Origin of the sequence: Flavobacterium sp. ABG (genome assembly GCF_001027725.1) — a bacterium.
Classification (GTDB): domain Bacteria; phylum Bacteroidota; class Bacteroidia; order Flavobacteriales; family Flavobacteriaceae; genus Flavobacterium; species Flavobacterium cupriresistens.
Map to the genome: position 1 here is coordinate 360,002 of NZ_LEKS01000002.1, position 23,416 is coordinate 383,417.

Annotated in this window: 16 protein-coding genes and 1 tRNA gene; 4 read left to right on the top strand and 13 right to left on the bottom strand. The window is 34.0% G+C overall.

What is annotated here, in order from left to right; all coding sequences use genetic code 11:
* Positions 1-6: 6 nt before the first annotated feature.
* Positions 7-927, bottom strand: coding sequence for a multicopper oxidase domain-containing protein (locus AB674_RS02810; protein ID WP_047773654.1), 921 nt, complete (start codon positions 925-927; stop codon positions 7-9).
* A 669-nt stretch (positions 928-1,596) separates the two neighbouring features.
* On the opposite strand from AB674_RS02810, the gene AB674_RS02815 reads away from it, so the two are divergent.
* Complete coding sequence (locus AB674_RS02815; protein WP_047773655.1) at positions 1,597-1,944, top strand: hypothetical protein; 348 nt, start codon at positions 1,597-1,599, stop codon at positions 1,942-1,944.
* Positions 1,945-2,434: 490 nt separating this feature from the next.
* Here the strand turns inward: AB674_RS02815 and AB674_RS02820 are convergent, their stop codons facing one another.
* The 9 genes from AB674_RS02820 to AB674_RS22745 all read right to left on the bottom strand — a co-directional run bounded on the left by AB674_RS02820 (position 2,435) and on the right by AB674_RS22745 (position 14,190).
* Positions 2,435-2,707, bottom strand: a complete 273-nt coding sequence (locus AB674_RS02820; RefSeq protein ID WP_047773657.1) for a hypothetical protein — start codon at positions 2,705-2,707, stop codon at positions 2,435-2,437.
* Between the two features lie 150 nt (positions 2,708-2,857).
* Positions 2,858-5,899, bottom strand: a complete 3,042-nt coding sequence (locus AB674_RS02825; protein WP_047773659.1) for a TrlF family AAA-like ATPase — start codon at positions 5,897-5,899, stop codon at positions 2,858-2,860.
* A gap of 224 nt (positions 5,900-6,123) precedes the next feature.
* Positions 6,124-7,182, bottom strand: coding sequence for a DNA polymerase beta superfamily protein (locus AB674_RS02830; RefSeq protein ID WP_047773661.1), 1,059 nt, complete (start codon positions 7,180-7,182; stop codon positions 6,124-6,126).
* Position 7,183: 1 nt separating this feature from the next.
* Positions 7,184-7,324 (bottom strand): hypothetical protein, encoded by a 141-nt coding sequence (locus AB674_RS22740; RefSeq protein ID WP_165579344.1) that lies wholly within the window; start codon positions 7,322-7,324, stop codon positions 7,184-7,186.
* 164 nt (positions 7,325-7,488) lie between these two features.
* Entirely contained in the window at positions 7,489-8,289 is an 801-nt protein-coding gene (locus AB674_RS02835; RefSeq protein WP_047773791.1) for a TatD family hydrolase, read from the bottom strand.
* 375 nt (positions 8,290-8,664) lie between these two features.
* Entirely contained in the window at positions 8,665-9,537 is an 873-nt protein-coding gene (locus AB674_RS02840; RefSeq protein ID WP_047773663.1) for an AAA family ATPase, read from the bottom strand.
* Between the two features lies 1 nt (position 9,538).
* Positions 9,539-10,555: an RNA ligase gene (locus tag AB674_RS02845; RefSeq protein ID WP_053004184.1), complete on the bottom strand. Its 1,017-nt coding sequence runs from the start codon at positions 10,553-10,555 to the stop codon at positions 9,539-9,541.
* Positions 10,556-11,589: 1,034 nt separating this feature from the next.
* A complete protein-coding gene (locus AB674_RS02855) occupies positions 11,590-13,830 on the bottom strand; it encodes a prokaryotic RING finger family 4 (protein ID WP_047773668.1) in 2,241 nt (746 codons plus the stop codon).
* Positions 13,831-14,072: 242 nt separating this feature from the next.
* Positions 14,073-14,190: transfer RNA gene (locus tag AB674_RS22745), tRNA-OTHER, on the bottom strand.
* Between the two features lie 194 nt (positions 14,191-14,384).
* Between AB674_RS22745 and AB674_RS02860 the strand changes: the two genes are divergently transcribed.
* The gene (locus tag AB674_RS02860) at positions 14,385-15,002 is read left to right on the top strand and encodes a hypothetical protein (protein ID WP_047773670.1); all 618 of its coding nucleotides are present in this window, start codon (positions 14,385-14,387) and stop codon (positions 15,000-15,002) included.
* A gap of 82 nt (positions 15,003-15,084) precedes the next feature.
* Here the strand turns inward: AB674_RS02860 and AB674_RS02865 are convergent, their stop codons facing one another.
* The 3 genes from AB674_RS02865 to AB674_RS02875 form a co-directional block, all read right to left on the bottom strand.
* The gene (locus tag AB674_RS02865) at positions 15,085-16,086 is read right to left on the bottom strand and encodes a type IX secretion system membrane protein PorP/SprF (protein ID WP_047773673.1); all 1,002 of its coding nucleotides are present in this window, start codon (positions 16,084-16,086) and stop codon (positions 15,085-15,087) included.
* A gap of 18 nt (positions 16,087-16,104) precedes the next feature.
* Positions 16,105-20,496 (bottom strand): T9SS C-terminal target domain-containing protein, encoded by a 4,392-nt coding sequence (locus AB674_RS02870; RefSeq protein WP_047773675.1) that lies wholly within the window; start codon positions 20,494-20,496, stop codon positions 16,105-16,107.
* 260 nt (positions 20,497-20,756) lie between these two features.
* Entirely contained in the window at positions 20,757-21,632 is an 876-nt protein-coding gene (locus AB674_RS02875; RefSeq protein ID WP_047773677.1) for a hypothetical protein, read from the bottom strand.
* Positions 21,633-21,941: 309 nt separating this feature from the next.
* Here AB674_RS02875 and AB674_RS02880 point away from each other — a divergent pair, with 309 nt between their 5' ends.
* Positions 21,942-22,952, top strand: coding sequence for a helix-turn-helix transcriptional regulator (locus AB674_RS02880; RefSeq protein ID WP_047773679.1), 1,011 nt, complete (start codon positions 21,942-21,944; stop codon positions 22,950-22,952).
* Entirely contained in the window at positions 22,953-23,282 is a 330-nt protein-coding gene (locus tag AB674_RS02885; RefSeq protein WP_047773681.1) for a hypothetical protein, read from the top strand.
* Positions 23,283-23,416 lie beyond the last annotated feature (134 nt).

Below are 23,416 nucleotides of genomic sequence, written 5' to 3' on the forward strand. Positions count from 1 at the left end.
TAAATTTTAATAAAAAACCGGAATTTCAGCCTTGTATGCTACCTTTTTTGAAATCGGTTCTATAAAATGATACCTAATCTTTTCCATCTCGTTTACCTGATCTAAAAAAACAAGCACTTCCAGACATTCCCCGGAATGAAGCTGTATTTTATATCCGTTAGGGCCTGCAATCAGATTGCGATCACTTCCCGAAATGAACTTCAGTTTCGCATCAGATGGAAACTGTATTTCATGAAGGTATAATCCCGAATTAACCAAACGAAGAAGCACCTTCTCTTTTTTATTCACAAACGATTGTAATCCTTTGTTTTCTATCGTTGTTTTTCCATTAATCAAGAAATAATTGGGCTTGTAGAGCGGAAGAAGTATGGGCTTGTTAGAAACATCATATGCTGTACCCATAATAGCATCTGTATGCCATTTGGTATCTATTTCGTTACTGCACCATAGTATTTCCTGCGATGGTTTGTGGTCTAAAGAATCTGTCTCTTTTGGGCGTATAATAAGCACTCCAAACATACCGGCCTGAAGATTGAAGGGGTAATTCTCGGGACTATAATACAAATAAGTTCCTGCTTTTTTAGCCTGAAAAGAATAAAACCCATGCACCATATGATGAATTGGCTCTTTGACCTTCACTACTTCGTTCTCTGCATTCCGCTGCTGAAACTCAATTTCTTTACAATATAAAGAGACCGGATTTCCTTGCGAGATATTCCAAAAATCAATACTTATGCTATCTCCTTCCCTAGCCTCAATCTCCGATCCCGGGAAAGTAACCTGACCGGAAAGCGAGTCCGTAAAACCGAAAGTACGTATGGTTACGTTTTTTGCAATCGCTAACTTCCCTGTTGTTCGGCCAATAATTAATCTTTCGTTCTGAGCAGACAAAAAGGGGCCGGTGCATACAAAAAGAAATACCAACATACACTTACACCGTCTTTTCATTTCTAAACTCAAATTATCATGTACCAACAATGGTTTGCTATTACAAGTCAAATTTAAAGTTATTTAAAATCAAAAGACTGCGTATAAACACCTGTTTTAGTAGTAAAAATCCGAATTCTATTTCAATTTACTTCTTTAGATAAAATTTAAACAAAATGGAAGGGAATTATTTTTAACAATGTCTTTTTAAGAACAAAATGCATACAACTTCAAAGGTAATCCTGTTATAATCAAAGAGCAAAGCATTCTTTAATTGGAAAACTTTCTGAAGATTCTTGTACTATTTTATTTCGACCTAAACGAGATAATTTAGGTACTTCTAATAATCTCTTTTCAACACTAATTTTTTTGCTCTTTATATTTTTCCAGACTAAAGTGATTTCTCCAAATATAAATAGAAATAGTTCATATATAAATCTAGCATTCCTTTATATCAAGTTTGTTTTTAATATTGTCCAAGCTCCAAGGACTTGCGAAGTAAAACTGGATTGGCTTCACTTCCCGTTTAAGTTTTTACCCGAATATATAATTATTGTGTGTTTATGTACCCAAAACCATTTGCAAATAGTGATTGTATTCAAACGTTAAAGCCTTAAAAACAAAAGCAACGATATAAAACAATTAAAAAACAACTTGAATAGAAGTTTTATGGATAGTATATACTTCACTTCTCTTTCTCCTTCAGAAGGTGCTACAGGAACTACAATTAGATTGTCTACAGATGATAATCCTTATAAAGAGAAGATACCACCGCGATCATTAAAACTTGTTGCTGTACATTTTATACCTTATCGATATCCTGCCGTTCATTCCCCTATTATTGCCGATTCTGGTAGAATATTAGACGAAATCGGTTACTCCCGCTTTTTGGTTAGAGTTCCTTCGGGTATTAGAGTGGGAGAAAATTATGGAGTCCTTTTTAAATTAAAGGAAATAAAATCAAAAAAAGAGTTTTATTTTAGTACTGGTGGTCGGCATCACTTCACCGTTAGATGACAATGTAAACGCAGACTTGAAGTCTTTTAGCTTGATGTGTGCTACACTTTTATAGACCAATCTCTCTACTATTTATTTTAACCGCAAAGAGCACAAGGGATCGCAAAGATTTTCTTTTGCACGCAGATTTAGCAGATTGCACAGATTTTTTTAAGAGGTAAGTAAGATCGGCCTAATCTGCTATCCGAGCGATAGCGAACTGTCGAAGCAAATCTGCGCACAAAAAAATTAGGTATAAATTAAAAAAGAGCCATACTGCAATAATTAAACTTAGCACGCCTTGCGGTTATTTTATAGATTAGAATACGACATCTTAGTAGCCCGTGTCATTTCGACGTAAGGAGAAATCACACTAGAAATTCCGCAAAGCAAATCGGCAATCGTTGTAGAAAAACTCTTGCGCTTTCTGCTTACTTCGAAAGGACAAAAAAACAAAAAGCTCCGCAATGACGGAGCTTTATTGATATTCTAAAAACTAGAACACTACATTTTAACTTGCTGCACTACTACAGACTTTTTGAATTTCTTCATCTGTAAATGCTGCCAACGTTTGGGCCAAATTTCTACTCGTTCGTAAACAACTGAGCATTTTTAGCCTTAAATCGAGATCGCCGCCGTACTCCGTTTCGAGCAGTAACTCGAAAATTTCCTGCAAATACAATGGTTGTTCTTTAAATTCTCCTTCAAACCATTCGTTCGAAAGGAATTTGACCACGGATGGCACCACGTCATTGTTTGATGTTTTTTGATTTTCTTGTGTCATAATTAAAAATATTAGACCTCGAAGTGTTTTTGACAATTGCAAAGATATTAATTTTTATAACAAACTAAGTTTTTACCTATTAAAACTACTTAACTAAAATATTTTTATCTGACATATTGAAAATTGATATCAAAATATAATTATTCTATATTAAAAACCATACTTCTCTTTCCTTTTAATAAATGCAGGCTCAGTCCCTTCTAAAATATCGACAATTGCATTATTAATTCTTTTATTCTCAATTGCACCAACATTAAATGAAAAAGTATTTTTATTTTCCTTATCTATATTAACGTGAAGAACCAATTCTGCATCTGACACAATTGCAAGATTAGGATTATGAGTTACAATTATAATTTGCCTTCTTTTCTTTGCATCTTTAATGAATGGAACTAAAATTTTATAAACACTATGATTATCTAAATTATCCTCTGGTTGATCAATAATTAACGGAATATCATTATTATCTAACAATAAATAAAATACAATTAAAGCTGCTCCTCTTTCACCAGGAGAAAGTTGTTCTATACTTTTACCATCAAGTTTTAATTCATATTTTTCTTTTAGAAAATCTAATGCAAAAATGAAATTATAAAAATCTAAAGGTTCTTTATTTTGCTTCAATTGGATAAACGGAGATTCATTTTTTCCTCCATTGTTCTCAAATTTAGATTGGATATCTTCTAAAAATTCTTGGAAAGATTCTTTATTATTAATGTCTGTAGAGTTAATTAACTCTTTAATAATTCGTTCGGCTTCATTATTACCATAAAATGTTCCCGCAATATTCTTATTGATATACTCTAAAAAATTGATAATGAATATATTTATTTCGAACGTGGCATCAATATTAATATTATACTCTTTAATCTTATCACTGTTATTGTCTATTATCTTTTCAATATTACTTTTTAAAGACAAATAAATATCGATGATTTCTTTTTTCTTATTATAGATATCAATAGATAAAGAAATTCTATCTGCTTTTAATTCCATGAGATCGGCAACATAATCTTTTTCACATCTTTCAATTTCCTTTTTAAAATAGTTTATTGTATTTAATTTTTTACCCGTTTCATCTCCAAGTAAAATTTCTTGTTTTTCTTTCCATTCATTTTCAAGCTTCACAAATTCCTGAAACGCTTTTATATTACCCTTCAAACCATTCAATAGAACATCCTGTTCGGAAGCAAGTTTAGTTATTCTATCATTAATAAAATTATTAGTATCAATATTCAAATACGAATGAAATACTTCATCATAAATCACTTTACCTAGGTTAATCTCTATAGTCAATTTTTCATTTTCAAGTAATACAATTTTACTAGCAATTTCACTTATATTAAATACAATTTTTTGAGAAAAGACTTTTTGTGGGCTAATACCAAATTCTATTAAGTTTAATGTTTCGTCCTTAATAAAATCATTAATAGATATTTCTTGTCTTTTAATTCTTTCTTCTAATTGATTTAATTTTAAAATATCAGAATTAATAATTGTTAATCTCTCAAAATTTACTTTTTCTTGTTCTTTAAGCGAAGAAATCGATAACGAAATTTCCTTTGCATTTATAAAAATAGGATTATTATCTAAATCACTTACGAGGCTTTCATCATAAGTTTTAACAGGTGCATTTTTTTTTAAATTTTCTAATTCTGTTTCTTTTTCTTTAAGGTTACTTTTTAAACTCTCGATATTATTTTTTCCCGTTTTAATCTGTTTTTCAATGATATCAATATTTAATTCAGAAATTTTATCCTTAATAGACTTTATTTGATCGTAAATTATTGTTTGCTTTTCACGAACAAAATCATCAAAAGAATTTTTATTAAGTCTTTCCGTTTCATCAATATGCCTAAAAACAACATCATTTATTTCTCTTCGAAAAGCTTTATCATCATCAATATTATTACACAACTCTTCAAAAAAGTTTTGTGGGATATATTTCACTTTTTCAATAGAATTTTCGTCTACTAAATCATTTAGATTTTTTTCAATTTTATTTCCATCAAACCATAATAATATTGAATTAAAACTTTTAGCTAAATCTTTCTTTTTAAACTTTTTAACATTCAAAAAAGAAAAATCTTTTTGCCTTTGTGAATTTCCACACAATCCAATAACATCTGTTATGGCACTTTTACCCTTTCCTTTATTCCCAATTATTACCGTTAGTTCTGGATTAATATATGTTTTTTGATTCTTAAACCAGATACCATCCTTTTCATCATATCGATCAATCTGATTGATCTCTATTGAGTCAACATACTTATTTGGAAATTCTTTAATTCTTCCGAGAACTATAGGATAATCACCGATAAAAACTCTGTTTTCCGGTTCATTTAAAACCTGCTGTAAACCTTCGAAGGTCTTTTCTGCCTTAATCCATGTTATTTCAGAATAATCGCAAATTTGCCCCTTTTCATCAATTTTAGTAAAGTTCTTTCCAAGTTTATCCGTTAAATTTTGAAAAGAGTGGGCATCAGATCCATTGAAAACTGGTTTCAATTTTAGATTATACGCTTTTCTTCCATCTTTTTTATTAAGATAAAAATCAACATCCTTAGATGACCCAAAGAAAGCTTTACATTTTTTGTCAATCTCTTTTGCATATTCTGCACCTCTTGTATCAGATTTACCAGGTCTTAAAGAGCCGTAACCGCTCGCAAGACTAATAACAATGTATTCTCCTGAACTAAAATTTTCTTTTAATTTCTCAATCGTAACATCTAAACTGACCATAGCTTTCTTAAATGTAACTTCTGATAGATCTTTTTCACTACAAAACTTAGATGTTAAATTAAAATCATCTGTCGAAATCAAAGGAAGTCTTGACAAAAAAAGCACTATTTTTTCAGTCGTTTCTTTATTATTAGAAAAAATAATGTGAAATTGGATATGTTCAGCATCCTTATTTTTATCGCTCAATCTAAATTCAACATTTGGAAAAAATACTTTTTTTGAAAGAGGAAACTTAGATTTAAATTTTCCGATGAACTTAAAATAACTATCAACTGTAAAATAGTCTGTAATACCAAAAACTTCCACATCAGACTTTTCAATTAGCTCACAATATTTATCCCATAAGTTTTCTGATTCACTTATTTTAAAATTATTTGCAAGCTTTGTTTCCGGTGTATGAATATGCAAATCCCATTTTCTCCATTCTGAACCTCTATTAATTGTACTCATCCTAATTTAAATTACATTGTTTTAAATAACTAAAATTTCTAATTATATATTTTCACTTCTACTAACAAATTTAATTTCAAATTCGTCAACAACTTTACGGATTTCCATAAATCTTAAAATTGAAGCATTCTCAAATATACCTAAAACAAACAACCATAAAATCAAGTATAAACACCTAATTTTAAAACATAAAAAAAGCGTTTTAAAACTAAAACGCTTTCTTGTTATTGATACAATTTTCTCCGGATCTTAATCAAAGTCTTTATAATCTTCTCTTCATCCGGAGCTTCTTGCATAGCCGAAGTTTTATAATAACTTTCAATAGAAACAATCAAATCATCAGCCATTTGCAGTAAGTCATCGTATGCTCTGTTTCCGGCTTTTATGTCTAATAATTCCTCCCGATTGTTAACTTTTATATTCAGTTTTCCGGTAGAACCAATTTGCTCAGCGGTTTGCAAAAGTCGGATGGTGTGCATCATGTTTTTACTGTCGTAATTTTTACCGTGTTGCTGATTGGTGTTGTAGCGGTCTTCGTTTCGTTTCTCGATCCAGCTCCAATAATCGGTATATTCTTTACAGTATTTCGAATAACCGTCTTGGTTGCAGGATAAATAAGCAATGCTATTTTGACCTTTAGGAACAGACGAAAGCGAAACATCATTTGAGGTTTCTTTTTGTATAATTCCTTTGTAACCCAATGTGCTATCGGCATCGTAAAACAAAGCAAACATTCCTTTGGAGTTCGGTAGATTCACCAATCCGCATTGCTCCTGATTTAGGTTATTTTCTGTCAGATAGGCAGCCAAAGAAATTGTTTCGTAACCTTTTAGGATATAACAAAAATCTAAAAGGCTTTTCTTTTCCTTCGGCATTGGATTGACGATTTTCTTGTTTAAACCTCTCGCTTTTTTAATCTGTGATACGGCATATCCACCAAAAGAATCTTTGCAGAGTTTAGACAGAAAGTCTTCTATCTTTAAACAATCCATCAACGGGTGTTTGTACCGTATACAATCTTCGGGAGTAGCAAGAATCTCTAGGATATTGGGGTTATTCTTTAGGAGCAATTCCACAAAACGACCGATTTCGTAATAGACCTCATCGTTGGTTTCGTTTGCTATTTGCGGAATATACTCTAAACCAAAGAATTTCTCTTTCGGGAGATAATAAACTCCTTTTATATCGGTATCGGAAGCGGGTGTATTTAACCCAAAAGATTTACTTCCTGAAATAACTTCAAAAAGAATCAGGTTTTGGGATTTTAGGTCTTGTATGGTCATTTTAATTTTTTTCTTTTGATGTGTTACTTTCGCTAAGCCATTTTGCTTGTGCTCTGGCTTGCTCTAACGTAACAGGTTTTTGCTTTGCTAGTATTTCCATACCAATTTTTGCTCTTTCTTTAAATGATATGTTGCAGTTCATTTTTATGAAGTTAAAGACCGAAGGTAAGCATTATCCTCCTGCGATAAACTAAACAGATTATTGCTGAAATTTGCATTCGTTTTGCTGTTGAAATTATTTCTCGAAAAGTCGCAAAAGCGCAAAGTTTTTTTTCTAAGAAACTTTGCAACTTTACCTCTCTGCATCTAAATTCCAAAAAAGCTCTTCGCATTCTTTGTCGTTTCTTCCGCTACTTTATCTAAAGGAATGCCTTTAAACTGTGCAATCGTTCCTGCCACATAAGGCAGAAATGCAGGTTCGCAACGGCGTTCGTGGTATTTCTTTAAGAGGCTGTTTGGAACATTTTTCGGGAGCATAAAGGGCGCATCGGTTTCGATCATTATTTTGTCGAGTGGTACGTATTGAATGACTTCTTTTAAGTGTTCAAAACGTTTACTGTCTGATATTGCTCCTGTAAAACCAAGATAAAATCCGTTATCGAGATAGGTCTTAGCTTCTTGCAGAGTTCCCGTAAAACAATGTACAACGGCTTTGGGCAATTTCGGTAAATACTCGCTTGTAATACTCATAAAACGTGTGAAAGCAGCTCTTTCGTGAAGAAACAAAGGCTTCTGAATCTCGACCGCTAATTCTAAATGGGCTTTATAACAGTCTTCCTGCACGTTTCTGGGCGAAAAATCACGATCAAAATCGAGTCCGCACTCTCCTACTGAAACAACATGTTTCTGCTGTAGTAAGTCCTTTAGTTTCGAAATACTCTGATGGTCAAAACTCTTCGCATCATGCGGATGTATTCCCGCAGTAGAGTATAAAACCCCCGTATATTGTTTGGCAATCTTTGATGATTCTTCGCTGTTTCTTATGCTTGTTCCCGTAAGGATCATTTTTGTTACATCGGCATCTATTGCGTCTTGTACGATATCGTCTATATCGTTTTGGAATTGTTTATTGGTTAGGTTGATACCTATGTCTATATATGTTTTCATTTTTTTTTCTTGTGAAATGTTTAATGTTAGAAGTGAAATGCTTGCTAACATGTATTTTTTTATTTTTTTTAAGCAAAGACGCAAAGTTTCTCTATCTCAGAACCTCAGCATCTTTCTCTCTCCCCATCTGTCAGGCTGAGCGAAGTCGAAGCCCCTTTTATCTTAACCAGCCTTCGACTTCGCTCAGGGTGACAATCGTGCAAATAAGAAATTTTCTCAGAACCTCAGTAACTCAACACCTTTGTTCCTCTGTACCTTTGAACCTTTCCCAAAAATTTCTCGCAAAGCCGCAAAAGCGCAAAGTTTTTTTCTCTCAGAACCTCAGCACCTTTCTCCCTCCATTTGTCAGGCTGAGCGAAGTCGAAGCCCTTTCCCCTAAAAATCCCCGTAATAGACCTGAAAACACGGCAACTTCAAATCATTTCTCCAGGTATCTACTACTTGATTTCTGTCGTCTAATACAAATTCAACAAAATAATTATCCTTGATAAATTCATTGTAAATCTCAGTTTTAATGATTGAATCTTTTCTATAGTCTTTTGTTTTTCTCATGATTAGAGCATCGTAACCGATTTCGTGTTTTGCCAGGAAACGTAAAGTCGGTTCTCTGTATTGGTCTTCTCTTCCTGAAACTAAGAGTATTTTGTAACCCAATTTCTTGTAGTTTCTTAATACATTAGCTACCGGATTATTCAATTCGTCTTCATCACATTTGCTGGCATCAAAGGGGTTTCTTCCATTCATTAAGGCCAGAGTTCCGTCGAGGTCACAGATAATGGCTTTTGGCAGCTCCGAATTTTGAACACAGTATTCAGGAGAATCTTTGAAAAACTGACGGTGCATTTTTCGGATTACTTTTTCTCCAACCGGTTTTGCTCTCGAGGCATCTCTTTCTATACAAACTTCAACATCAGTGTTTACTTCTATTACTTCAACCAGCACTTTTTCATTAAATTTTGCGTTGTATTCTTCTACCAATTGTGAAACACGTCTAAGATTTGTTTCAGACAAATTAGTATCATCAATCACAAGACTTTTTCCCTCTTCAAGAGATTTTGTGATTAAGATATCACGAATTTTTTTGACAAACTTCTCGTTTTTCTGACTTGTAAATCCGTTATCAAACATAGCACGCAAATCATCTCTATTAATACGTTTGTATGTTTCAGGATTTTCTGAAATTATCTTTTTTGCCAAAGTCGATTTGCCGCTTCCAGGCAATCCTTTCATTAAAATTACTTTTCTCATTTTATTCTTCTCCTTTATTAAACGGTTTTTCAAATGTTGGCCGAATCATTTTCCAGATTATGGGCGAATAGTCTCTATTTTTAAGCATCGAAAATAGTATACTTGGATGTTTACAAGTCAAAAAATAGAGCGCTGTTTCTTTTACCGATTCCAGAACTTTAAAATCTTTTTGGCATTGCTTTTCGATTACGGCATACTTGTTTTCTAAATCGGTTTTGGTTTGTTTAACCCAGCCGAAAAATTCATCGGGTACCCGTTCTAAAACTTCTTCCATCGATTGATTGGTTCTCAGATATTCCCAAATATTCAGATTAGAAACCTGCGTGATAATTCGATGCAAACGAAGGTATTCTTCGAACTTAATTTTCACCCTGAAGTTATTGGAATATTTAATCACAAACCCCTCTTTATTTTCTTTATTCATTGCAGACAACATATGGATATCGCTGATTCCATCGTACTTTTCAACTATTGGAAAACCAATATCTTCAAGCGGAAATTCTTCTCCGGATTGTGTATCAATAACCGCCAGTAAAACCAACTCTTCCGAAGTTCCGTAATCTAAAACAATACGGTTCTGGGGATAAATAATCTCAAACAAATAGGTTTTATTTTTATCTAAAAGCGGCCAGGAATCCTTATATTTTCCATGTAGCATTTCATTTGCTTTATCGGATTGGTCGCTGGCAAATGAACCCCGGCTTGCCATAAACGGGACCTCTTCGATCCAATATAAAATTCCCATCGAGCCGTCCATTTTATCATAGACTTCAAAAGAAGATTTAGGAAGTATTTGATTTTCACATTCACCCAAATTAAAAAATTTTGCAAAAGGTCTCCCCACGATATTAAAATCTTCATCTAAAATCAGCCCTCTGCAACTTAATGTAATTTCATTCCATATTCTCTCAAATTGTGCATTTTGAGTATAATTGTAGATATATAAATTATGCTTAGGGTGTTTGTTTACCTTGACATAGTTTTTGGAAATCATTTCTTGTAAAAGTGTTGTATTCATGTGTTCTAATCTTTCAAACAAAGATTCAAAATTAAGTACGCAATTATTTTGCGTAGTTTAAATTATTCTAACTGTTAAACATATTATATGTGCCGTTCCTACGGAACTAAATTTTGATGCACGTTATTTTTCAACGGATTAAAATCCGTTGCTAAAAATGAAATCGTTCCGATGGAACTTACTTTAACTATTATAATAAATAATATTCCTTAAATTTTACCAGATTATAAATGGCATTTTTTATATTTAATAATCTTCAAAAAAGAAATATGGGATAACATGAATTTTAATTTGCTATAGTTACAAAGTAAAAAACAAAAAAAAGTTCGATAGAAACGATAAATATTATAGCAACAGATTTCAATCCGTTGAAAAAATAACACGTAACAAAATTCAATTCCATAGGAATGAAAAATATCATAGCAACAGATTTCAATCCGTTGAAAAAATAACGCGTATCAAAATTCAATTCCATAGGAATGAAAAAAATTATAGCAACGGATTTCAATCCATTGAAAAATGACGTGTATCAAAATTCAATTCCATAGCAACGACAAATATTCTACCAACAGATTTCAATACGTTGAAAAAATAACACGCATCAAAATTCAATTCCATAGGAACGACAAATATTCTAGCAACGGATTTCAATACGTTGAAAAATGACGTGTATCAAAATTCAGTTCCATAGGAACGACAAATATTCTAGCAACGGATTTCAATACGTTGAAAAATGACGTGTATCAAAATTAAGTTCCATAGGAACGACAAATATTATAGCAACGGATTTCAATCCGTTGAAAAATGACGTGCATCAAAATTCAATTCCATAGGAATGAAAAATATTATAGCAACGGATTTCAATCCGTTGAAAAATGACGTGTATCAAAATTCAATTCCACAGGAACGACAAATATTCTAGCAACGGATTTCAATACGTTGAAAAAATAACACGCATCAAAATTCAATCCCTTGGGAACGTCCTATTTATAATAGCAAAAACCACGAACTCTTAAGAATTCGTGGTTTCCTTCCTAATCTATAAATAATTGTGTAACCGCAGCAGCGTTCATTGCCCATTGTGCGTTATACACCTCATCAGCATTTTCATCATCGGTGATTGTCAAATTTTGAGCTTCCGCTTTTAATTGTAACAGACTACCGATATTTAATTTACTGTTCAATTTTGCTAACAATGCCTGAACTCCTTTAAAATCCAAACCTTGTACCACCTGACCTCCGAAAGTCATCTCTAACCAAACGATTTCTCTTTTGGCTACATCCAAGACTCCAAAAACCAAACCTTTCGCAGCACTTTGTGTCACACGAACCTGATGATCTACGCAAGACGGATCGTAAGCAACTCCGGTTCTCTCCGAAATTTTCATCGGATATTTACTGTTCATCCAGCCTACAACGAGGTTTGGCGAAATACTTCCGTTGCTATATGCATTGCAGGTAAAGGTCACAAATTTTGCGTTGGCTTTTGCCAATTCGTCTATATTGATGTTGATGTATTCAGCTGTTCCAATTTTATTCGGAATACTTCTGATATCACCACTATGCTGACAACCTTTTGTTGATAATCTGCTAAAAGAACAGATATCGGCATTGTTTTCATAAGCGATATGACAGCTTAAATCCATATCCAAATGTTGCGCCAGTAAATCTACCCCCCATTGCATAAACAATCGCACTTCGTTGCCTTCAATCGGAAAACGGGTTCCCATTAAAGCTACCGGTAAATCCTGAACAGAATCGCTTCGGTCACCAATCGAAACGGGCATGTTGTACAATTGCGAATCGATATAAATCGTTTTATTGGTATTTTTAATCGCTGCGAATCTTTTTTTCATAGCCAAAATACACAAATCCTCAATCTGATTTTTCATCTCTTCTAATTGCAATTCGTCATACAATCCTAACAACGCATTTGGATTTACTCGTTTATTAGTTCCGCCCAAAGGTTTCACACTTCTCTGCATGTTTTTATCAAAATAATTTTGTGCATACATATTCAATGTAAAAATCAATCTTGCCGGAACTTTATCGATAATTTCAGAAAAATGTGCAATCGTTTCGTCTGCACCAAACCAAAGCATATTCGAAAATAACGAACGTGCAAACAAACCCGGACGTTGTTTCAATAAGTCAAATGTTTTAGCTGCGTCAAATTTTAATCGGGCTGTAGTAATTTTACTTTGCCAAACTTCATAGGTTTGGTTGTAAAATACATCTAATAAATCGGCTAATTTTTCAAAACCTTTTCTTTTACTGTATTCAGCCAAACGCAACGCTCTTATAAAACGCACCCACATTCCTCTTTTTGGATGCATGATTTCGCACATCGTCTCAACATCCATATCTAAATGATTTAACCAGGAAGCGACCATCAAACATTCTTTTCTCGAATATTTAAGTTTCAAATCTTTTTTAGCCAAAACTTTAGACTGTGCGCTTTGATCTGCACCAAAATTGAAATGTTGTCCGTTTTTAGATGCTCTTTTTACGATTGTTTTTGGCTCGATAATTTGCAATAAACCAGTATTTTTAAACCATAAATATCGTAAGATATCAGTTGGTGTTTTAAAATAGGGAGTCACATTTTCAGCCTGACCGTTTTCAATTAAAACATCGATCACCAACATCAAAGTTTCTTTAATTGCAATCTCTTCCTTTGGCAAAGGCAAGTATTTCATAGCTGTTTTTAAGCTTTCGACCTGCGTTGCGTCTAAAGCGGTTTTAGATTGCAATAACGATTTATAAAAGTCTTCCAGCGCTGTTTCATCCCACAATTCAAGCACTTTTAATTTACTTCCCTGACCGAACTTTTCGATTTTACCAAATTCAAATGGAGTGCCACAAAACGGGCAACCGTTATATCTTTCTAAAGGGAAAGTATGATCGGGAATGATATGTCCACATGGCAAATTCGTACCATTGGTTCTATTAAAAACATTAGCAAAAAAAGTGGCTACGTGATCAAAAACAGATTCTCCTGTTGGAATATTCCATTCTTTAACCAAAGGTGTCCAGTTTTTCCCTGTTCCTAAAACCTCTTTTAATACCTCTAAAACATCTACTTTGTAATTCGGGCTTACATTGTTTAAAGCATGCAATAAGGATTCCGAAAAGGTAAATCCGAGTTTAGAAACATTGGCTGCTAAAACCGATGTAGTTGCCGATAATTTTTTGATATCATTGGCTATGTATTCACTTGGAATAAAAATAGCATTTTGACGTAAACTGATTTTTACTACTTCTTTTGTTTTCATTTTTTTTTAATTTTAAAAATTTAGATAATGGTGTTTCTGATTCTACCCTAAAGATTTTGAAGTAAGAAACACTTGACCTTAAATTTGAGGGTAATGGATTAACTGAACTAATGGGAGCGGGTTACCGCGAAGAAGTAAGTTAATCTTGACCCTCTGTTTTATTAATGATAATTCTAAAACTTGTTCGGATTCGAACCGAAATTAGCCGTGTTCTGAAGTAAGTTTTATTTGACCATTAATTGTGGAGCAGGTGGGGTTCGAACCCACGACCGATGGCGTGACAGGCGGAAGTAAGTTTTAATTGGCCTTTTAAAGGTAATTTCAAAACTAACATTGCTCTAACCGCTGAGCTACTGCCCCAATTGTATGTTTGAGTTTAAAAGATAATTGTATAAGTAAATTTGGAAAGTTTTCGAAGTAACTTACACTTGACCTGATCAACTCAATTTCTATTTCTATGAACTTGTTTTATTTCTTGAACAAAGATTTCAAAACCACTGCGCAATTATTCTGCGTAGTGAAATAAAAATTGTATTTTTGATTAAATCTCTTATATGAATTTACAAGAAAAGTATACCGATTTGTTTAGCCGAATTGGCTTTAGCGCTAATGAAATTGAGGCTTTGTGGCTTGATTTAGAAAAAGCGTATTCCGGCAAATCAAGGCATTATCATAATTTAAATCATTTGAAAGAAATGATTGAATTGTTTGATGAATATCAAAATCGTCTCAAAAATCCGGATGAAATTTTGTTTAGCATTTTCTACCACGACTACATTTATAAAGCCACACGAAAGGATAATGAGCTCAAAAGTGCCGAATATGCGTTGAAATTAGAGACGCACAGCAGTGCGTCTCTACTGGATAAAAAATTAATATTTGATGCTATTTGTGCAACACAATCCCACCAGCAAAATGACATTGAAGATATCAATTGGTTTATTGATTTTGATTTAAAAATACTTGCTAAAGATTGGAATGATTATCAAATCTACTTTAACCAGATTAGAAAGGAGTATCGTATCTATCCTGATTTTCTATACAATCCCGGCAGGAAAAAGGCACTGGAACATTTTTTAGAAAATGAATATATATTTCAGACAGAGGAATTTAGACATCAATTTGAAAAAGAGGCCCGAGAGAATATTAAACGAGAAATTTTATTGTTGTGAATATATTGTTATAATCACGCCATCGTTGTAAATACGCATTGTAGAGACGCACAGCAGTGCGTCTCTACGGTAATGTTTTTATTTAATTCCCGGCATAATTTGGACAACCAAAACATTTTTTGTCCAAATTAAATTGATACGTTAAAAGGAGTTCGTAAACGCCTCCTGTTTTTCCGATACCAGAAGTATTTATATCATACGAAAAACCTAGTTTCAAATGCTCGTATTGCAATCCTGTAAAAAGATTTACAGAGGTAAGCAAATCTCTTTTGGCACCATTCTTAGAAGGATTTGTAACGGCAGTAGCTCCAAAAAACATTCGCTCAAAAAGTACCGAAGCTCCAACATCCAATCTATTGTAACGCCCTTGTTGCATATAGTTGGAGGTTACAAACATTTTGGTTTCATACGGAAAAAACTGCACATCTATATAATCAGCTACGCGAAATTCATATCCCGAACTTAGAGAGAAAAAAGTCTCAAGAGGCACATTTTCATCACCGCTGAATGCGATATTAGGTCTGTTTAAATGTTTCATCGATAATCCGATCCAAAGGGCATCGGTATTAAAAACCATTCCGGCCGAAACATCAAAAAAGTTAACTTTATCATTACGCAACAATGGATCTGCAGAACTGCTGTTTACGGCTCCTGTACGAATGTTAATCTGATCTTCGAGTAATAAATTTTGAAACGCAAATGATTTCAATCCAAAACCGGCTTCAATTCCGGGTCTGAAATACCAATCATCATTTATTCGAACTCTGTAAGCATAGTTGGCATTAACTTGTGTGTAATTGTATTTGCTTAAATTTTCTCTTTGATTTAGAACGCTTAGTCCAAGACCACTATTTAGACTTTCACTCCAGGTATTCACAAAGGCGTAATCGGTATCTACTCTCAGGTCAAGATCCGGCCATTGTTCGCGATGTATAATTCCGGCATAAGTAGTTTCCATAAAACCTGAAAAACCTGGATTTAAAGTTTCCGGAACTAAGAAATATTGGGTAAAAATGGGATCCTGCGCTGTCACTTTAGAATAAAAACAACATGTAATAATTGTAATAAGTAATTTTAATTTCATTTTGTTAATCTGTTGCTTTTATTTAATTAAAGTGAATGCGCCCTTTTCTGTAACCGTATGTTTATAGAATGTTTTAGCAGTAATTTTAAAATAGTAGTTCCCGTTTTCGGCCACTAAATCTTTTACTCTTCCATTCCATCCGCTGATGTTTGTACCCGTTTCGGAATATACCATTCCACCCCAGGTATCAAAAACTTCCAGTGTTATGTTATCTAAACCAAGAAATAAAGGTGCAAAACTGTCATTTAATCCGTCATTATTAGGTGTAAAGGCATTAGGTATCATTAGACTGTATCCTTTTTCTACCTTAATTGTCATGGTGTAAACATACTGACAACCGAAAGGATAGGTTACAGTTTGTTTTATAGTATAGTTCCCTACTCTGGTATAACTGTGTTTTGGACTTATCTCATCTGAAAAATTACCATCTCCAAAATCCCATGAAACTGCTGTAAAATCTCCGGTTGCTAAATTGGTAAACAAAATAGGGTCGTAAATTGAATACAAATCATAAATGTCTTTACCATAAGAACTCACAGAAAAATCAGCAGTACCTAAAACCGGCGTATTCACATTGTATGGGAAATCTGCTATACAACCGAAACTATCTTTCACACTGAATATAATTAATCCATTATTTTCAGTATTCATTATTTCGTTATTAACGCCGCTAATTACACCGTCAGACCAACTTAATGTATAAGGCGGAATACCTCCTTTTACATGTCCGACAAAGGTTTGTTTAACATATTTGGTATCACAATTAAAATCAGTTAATACTTCTATGCTGGGAGTAAGTTGCTCGAATCTGGTTATCTTCCAGGATCCAGACTTTTGACAACCGTTTTTGTCGGTAACTTTAACGGTATAATTTCCCGGTATAAGATTTTCCAGATCTTCAGTTGCTGCACCGTTAGACCAAGAGTATATAAATGGAGGGGTACCTCCGGTTACTACTAAATTTACTCCTCCCGTATTGGCTTCTGTACAGCTTAGCGGATTTGTAACATCTGCATTTAATTCTAATAATAAAGGTTCTACAATAATGAACTCTTCTTCAAATTTACATCCTTTAGCATCGATAACCTTTACGGTATATTTTCCCTGTCCAAGATTATTTCGTTCAATACCGGCTGTAGCATCGTCAGCCCAAACCAAAGTCACGGGAGCCTTACCTCCAACAAGATTTAATCGAATGTGGGCATCTTTTTCTCCAAAACAAGAGATTTGTTTTACATCAGGATTCATAGAAAAAACAGGCGCATTATCAATGACTATAGGAAATTCCTTTGTACAAGTCAGAGCGTCTGTTATGGTAATTAAGTAACTTCCGGCTGACAAATTATTTTGTTCGTATCCGGTCCCTAAATTGCTCCATTTTATAAGGTACGGTTCTCCTGTTGTAAACGGAACTCCCCCGGTAATACTCTTTATCTTTATGAAAGCATCTGAATAATTATAACAGGCAATTTCGCCTTTGGTGTAATCTATTTTTATTTCATCGTTTTGCAGTAATTTAACCTCTAATACATCTGTACAACCTGAATTATCTGTAACCGTTAAATTATAAGTTCCTGCGGCAACATTCGTTAAATTTTTAGAATAACTATTAAATCCATTCGGACCGGTCCATCTGTAGTAATATTCAAAAACACCTGGAGCAGTCTCATTCCCTCTTCCGCCAACAACATCTACCGTGATTTCTCCTGTGTAGTCTCCATAACATAAAATATCAACCTGTTTTACCAGACTTGCTTTTAATAATGGCGGCTCTATAATGGTATACGTATCTTCTAATACATTACAATTATTAACTTCGGTAATGGTAACTTTATAAACTCCTTTGGTTAAATTTTTTAAATTACCGGAATTATTACTATAAGGGTTTCCATCCTTTGTCCAAACAAAAGTATAAGGTTTTGTTCCTCCTGTTGGACTTACATTAATTATTCCGTTATCAGCTCCAAAACAAGTTATATCATTTTTGTATCCCGATGATTGAAACAAACCAGGTTCTTCAACATAATACGTTTTAGAAAATGGACAATTCCCATTATCACTAATTGTTAAATAATAATATCCTGATTTCAGATTAGAAATGTCTTCATCTGTACTTGTAAATCCGTTTGGACCTGCCCAACTAAATGTATAAGGTTTTCCTGTTGTAAAAGGAATACCTCCAACCACATTTAAACTGATGGCACCATCACTCAATCCGTTACAAGTAATTTTCTGTATGATCTCACCTGCATTTATCAATGGGTCTACAATAACTGTAATGGTAAAATCTGGTCCCGGACAAACTTTTGATATTGGCGATATGGTATAGGTAACCGTTGCGCGATTGGGAGTATTATTTGTTAAGGTCTGACTAATACTTGCTACCGGAGAAGTTTGTCCGAAAGCGCCACTCACAGCACCCGCCGGTGAAACAACCGGATTGGACCATACATAAGTAGTCCCTGCAGGAACATTATCTGTCCCGTCTGTAACCGGAGCAATCCTAAAACTGTTTCCACTACAAATTTTTGCAGTTTTTGGTTGTATAATTGGCGAAAGAACTGTGTTAACCGAGAAATTAGCCGTTTTTGTCGTTGTTCCGCAGCTATTGGTAACACTAAAAGTAGCTTGGTAATTTCCGCTCGTCGTATAGTTTATCGATCCCGGATTTAATGATGTCGATGAGGCTGGACTTCCTCCCGGAAAACTCCAGAGATACGTAATCTCAGTACTTGGAGAACAAGTTTCCAATACTTTTCCAACAGGCTTGATCGTTGCTGACTTACAAAAATCTGAAATAGGGTCTAAAGTGGTAACAGGTGGTTTTTTGACCTCTATTGCTTTACTTATAGAACGCTTAATTCCACAAGAATTTACTGTGGTTAATCGCACAGAATAAGTCCCTGGCAACGTAAAATTAAAAACCGGATCTTTTGAATACGGATACGTTCCATTTGTAAAACTCCATCGCCCTCTTCCTAACCCTGGCGGTGTTTCTTTTCCACAATAACCTTCATAATAATTGGTAACTTCCCAATAATAACTCTCTGTACCACAACTTAAACTCGTATCCGTTGTATTGGTAATTGCAACATCACTGGAAGCACAAGCATTACCATAAGTAAAATTGGGTTCTAAAATTGGCTCAACACATATAGTTCTTGTCGTTGAAGATCCAATTCCACAAGGAGTCTGAGCTGATAGTTTAATCGTATACTTTCCCGGTTTTGTATAAATATGATAAGGGTTAACCTCACGAGAAGGCGCGCTTCCGTCTCCAAAATCCCAAGTATAAACATTGTAAGTACTACAATCATTCGTATATCCGGCAAAAGTGGTATTATTAAAACTAGTATAAGAATCCACGCAAGCAATAGAGTTTACATTAAAGCTTATTACCGGCACATCTAAAATAATAATTGGACCTGCTGTAAGGTAAGTACTTCCGCAAGAAGTCGATATAGTCAAACTCACCGTATTTCCAGTTGGACAATTCGCTCTTGTAAATTTATGCGGTACAGGAAAATTTTGTGAAGCCTGAGGATTTAAACTGTTATAATACGGAGAAGCTTCTAATTGCGCCTGAGTAAAATTTAATGCTATACCATCTCCGTAATCAACTCTATATTGCGTATCTGAAGGATTAAGCCCCCAAGCCCCAATTGCAAAATCCATCGGATCAACAGGAGCGCATAAGTTGGTGGTATTACCCGGAGCAATAAGAGCCCCGATCGGGTTATTCGAATTCTTAACAACATAAGTGATAGCATTACTACAACTGTTGGTACCAATTGCGGTTATGACCATATTATAAGATCCCAATTTCAAATAATCGTGTGTTTTAGGAAAAACAACATTATTTTCTAATTTTCCATCCCCCCAATCTACATTATATGAGGTAATACAGGATACCGAATTTGAATTGTTACCAACCTTAATTGTATATTTAGGATTCGAATTATTATCACCGCATCGCTCAAAAGGATTCTTGGATCCAGGCGAATTTACATCTACAAATTTCAAATCCGGTTTTTGTTTAACCGAAACATTTTTTGTTAGAGAACTCACTCCTCCACTTGCATCTGTAACAGTTAGTTTCACAGAGAAATTTTGAAATCCGCATCCACGGGCCTCAAAATTATGGTTAGGATTACGATCTGTAGAAGTCGTTCCATCTCCAAAATCCCATAAATATTTAAAAGGACCGCTGCCCGTTATCACCGGAGTAAAAGTAACCGGAGTTCCCGAACAGACACCATCATTGGTAAAAGTAAAGTTAACTGTTGGAGGCAGAACTAAATCCCTCCCGTTTTCGCTAAAATAATTATTGTTTTTGTTGTTACCGGATCCGTGTGCTAAAGAAGTGATAAGTAAAAGAAAATAAAGGGGTAAGAAGTAAAGTTTCCTCATTTAATATTGTTTGTTTTTGGTCCTCAAAAGTATATGTTTTTTTTAATCAAAAAAAGATTATAAATAATCATTTTCAAATTAAGACAACTTATCATGAGACCTATTCCAAAACGGTATTAAATCACTAAATATAAACCAATTACAAAACCCTACGCTTTCCTTCTTTTGGTCCAACTATTTTATAAAGTAAAAAAAGCTGTCGATTAGAATCAATTGTTATTGCCATTATCTGCTAAATGGCCGACTCACTTGCCCTATTACTACTCTTTTTTATGATACCTGCTGCAAACATAAGACCATTCCAGATTCCCTCTTAGCCAAAATATAAAAACACCGTAAAATTCAGGAAAGAGTAATTTCAGACTGTCAATATTGTAGGTAATTTCAACTAACATCTTTTTTAGAATCTGATCCAGAGAAAGGTTCGTACCGGCAAGCAGTATCATCAACTGATTTGCCAATTCTTCTTCTGTAATTTCCTTATTAAAAGAAAAAACATCATTTACATACATAAAAGGTTTCATGAGCAGATTCAGTGTGTATTCCTGAGCCACAATATGCAGCAAATCACGGTCGTCATAAACGGAAATAAGTGCAATTAAATAAGCAGCTATTCCCCCATCCGAAAGTCTGAAAAAATGAAACATTTCCTCCGAACTGTTACATACTTTTTCCTTAATCTCAAACCTTCTGTTTATAAAATAGCAATAGGCACAATTAACCCAGGAACTGTATACCTGATGTTGGAACTTTTCGGGAAAAAAATCGAGTACAATATCGTTGATTTCATCGATTAGCTCATCCATTGTCTCCAAGGAACACAAATCGTCTTCCCAATCAAACAGCAGATTATTAAGGATACAAAAACCTAACAAAGCCCGTCGGTTTACAATTTCACGCGCCAACACCATATGCCCCACCAAATCGATATAAGTAAGCCAGGCTAGCTTCCTCTTATCAGGATTTGAACCGTTGTAAAACTTCAGCGATCTCGTGAGTATACTATCAAGCTCATCAGGAGAGAAAACATACCTGCTCCAGTTACATGGAAACAATGCACCACAATCTTCATGAAAATCTTTCATTACTTGATGCTCTAAGAACTTTACGCGCAATTTTTCGTGTACAACTACCATAATAATAATTTTAACTATTTGACAATCTTTTAATTACATCAAAATTCAGCATTATTTTCCTACACAACAAACAATTTAACTAATCGTTATCTTTTTTACTTTAAAGACCAGAAAAGTCGAAATGCGTTTAACCTAAACGGAATATCCATAACATCCCGAATATTACGCCAACATTTCTTTTTCATCTGTATTGCGCAACAATTTTGCGTAGTAAAATTTAATCTCTATTTTTGATCGTAAGATTCGTCGTATAAATGTGTCGTACTAACACATCACAGCTTGCTACTACTAAAAAATTCAAAATAATATATGGCTCAAAACAAAAATGCTCTCATCAGATACAAAACGATAGACAAATGCCTGCAAAATTCTTATAGAACCTGGACTTTAGAAGATCTAATGAATGCCTGTTCTGATGCTCTGTATGAATATGAAGGAAAAGAAAATCCGGTAAGCAAACGAACCGTGCAGCTCGACATTCAGATGATGCGCAGTGAAAAACTGGGATACAACGCACCAATCGTTGTTTACGAAAAGAAATATTATAAGTATGAAGAGGATAGCTTTTCTATAACTGATATTCCGCTTACGGAAACTGATATCAATGTGCTCACCGAAACCGTTTCGATGCTGAAACAATTTAAAGACTTTTCTTTGTTTAGCGATGTATCGGATATACTGCAACGTTTGGAAGATAAAATCTACGCCGAAAAATCACATACAAAACCTGTAATTTATCTGGATAAAAATGAAGGACTAAAAGGACTCCATTATCTCGATGAAATTTATCAGGCCATTATTAAAAAAACGGTTTTGGTCCTTACCTATAAATCATTCAAATCTACAGAAGAAAGCACCTTCAATTTCCATCCTTTTTTATTGAAAGAATTTAACAATAGATGGTTTTTAATTGGAAAACGAAAAGGCTCTGCTCCTATCACTAATTTAGCATTGGACAGAATCGTTTCTATTGATTATGATTTTAATCTCCCTTATATCGAAGAAGATTTTGATGCCGAATTATTTTATAAAAATGTAATCGGCGTTACCGTAAATACAGGTTCAAGACCCCGAAAAATTGAACTCTGGATAGATGCCATAAATGCGCCTTATGTACTGACAAAACCTTTACACCAAACACAACGGCTTATTAGAGAGAATGAGGACAAAAGTATTATTATACATTTATTCCTTTCTCCAAATTATGAAATGGAACGTATACTATTGGGCTTTGGTGACGGAATTGAAATCATTAGCCCCGAAAATCTAAGAGACCGTATGAAAAGAATACTCGCGAAAGCGTTGCAAAGATACGAGTAGATGAAATTCCAAATTTTTAAATTCCAAATTCCAATTGTTGTAGAGACGCACTGCTGTGCGTCTCTACGGGGTGCGTCTCTACGGGGTGCGCCTGTTCGTCGTGCGTCTGTTCGTGGTGCGTCTGTTCGTGGTGTGCCTGTTCGTGGTGTGCCTGTTCATGGTATGTCTCTAAATGGTTCATTTGTACGAAACATTTTGCATTTCACAAACAAACATTTTTCATTTTACCGAAAACATTTCACCATACAAATTCAATATTTCATAAAAATTACCTTAAATAAAAGAATCATTATTATTTTGAATGCCAAAAACAAATTACAAACCAATTAAATTTATTAAAATTCAAAAAAAGAATAGTATATTTCAAATAAAAAACAACCCTAAACCACTCTAATTCAGAGACATTTTTTTATTAACAAAAAATTTATCTTAAAATTATATGCATGCATAGTATTTTTTGATTA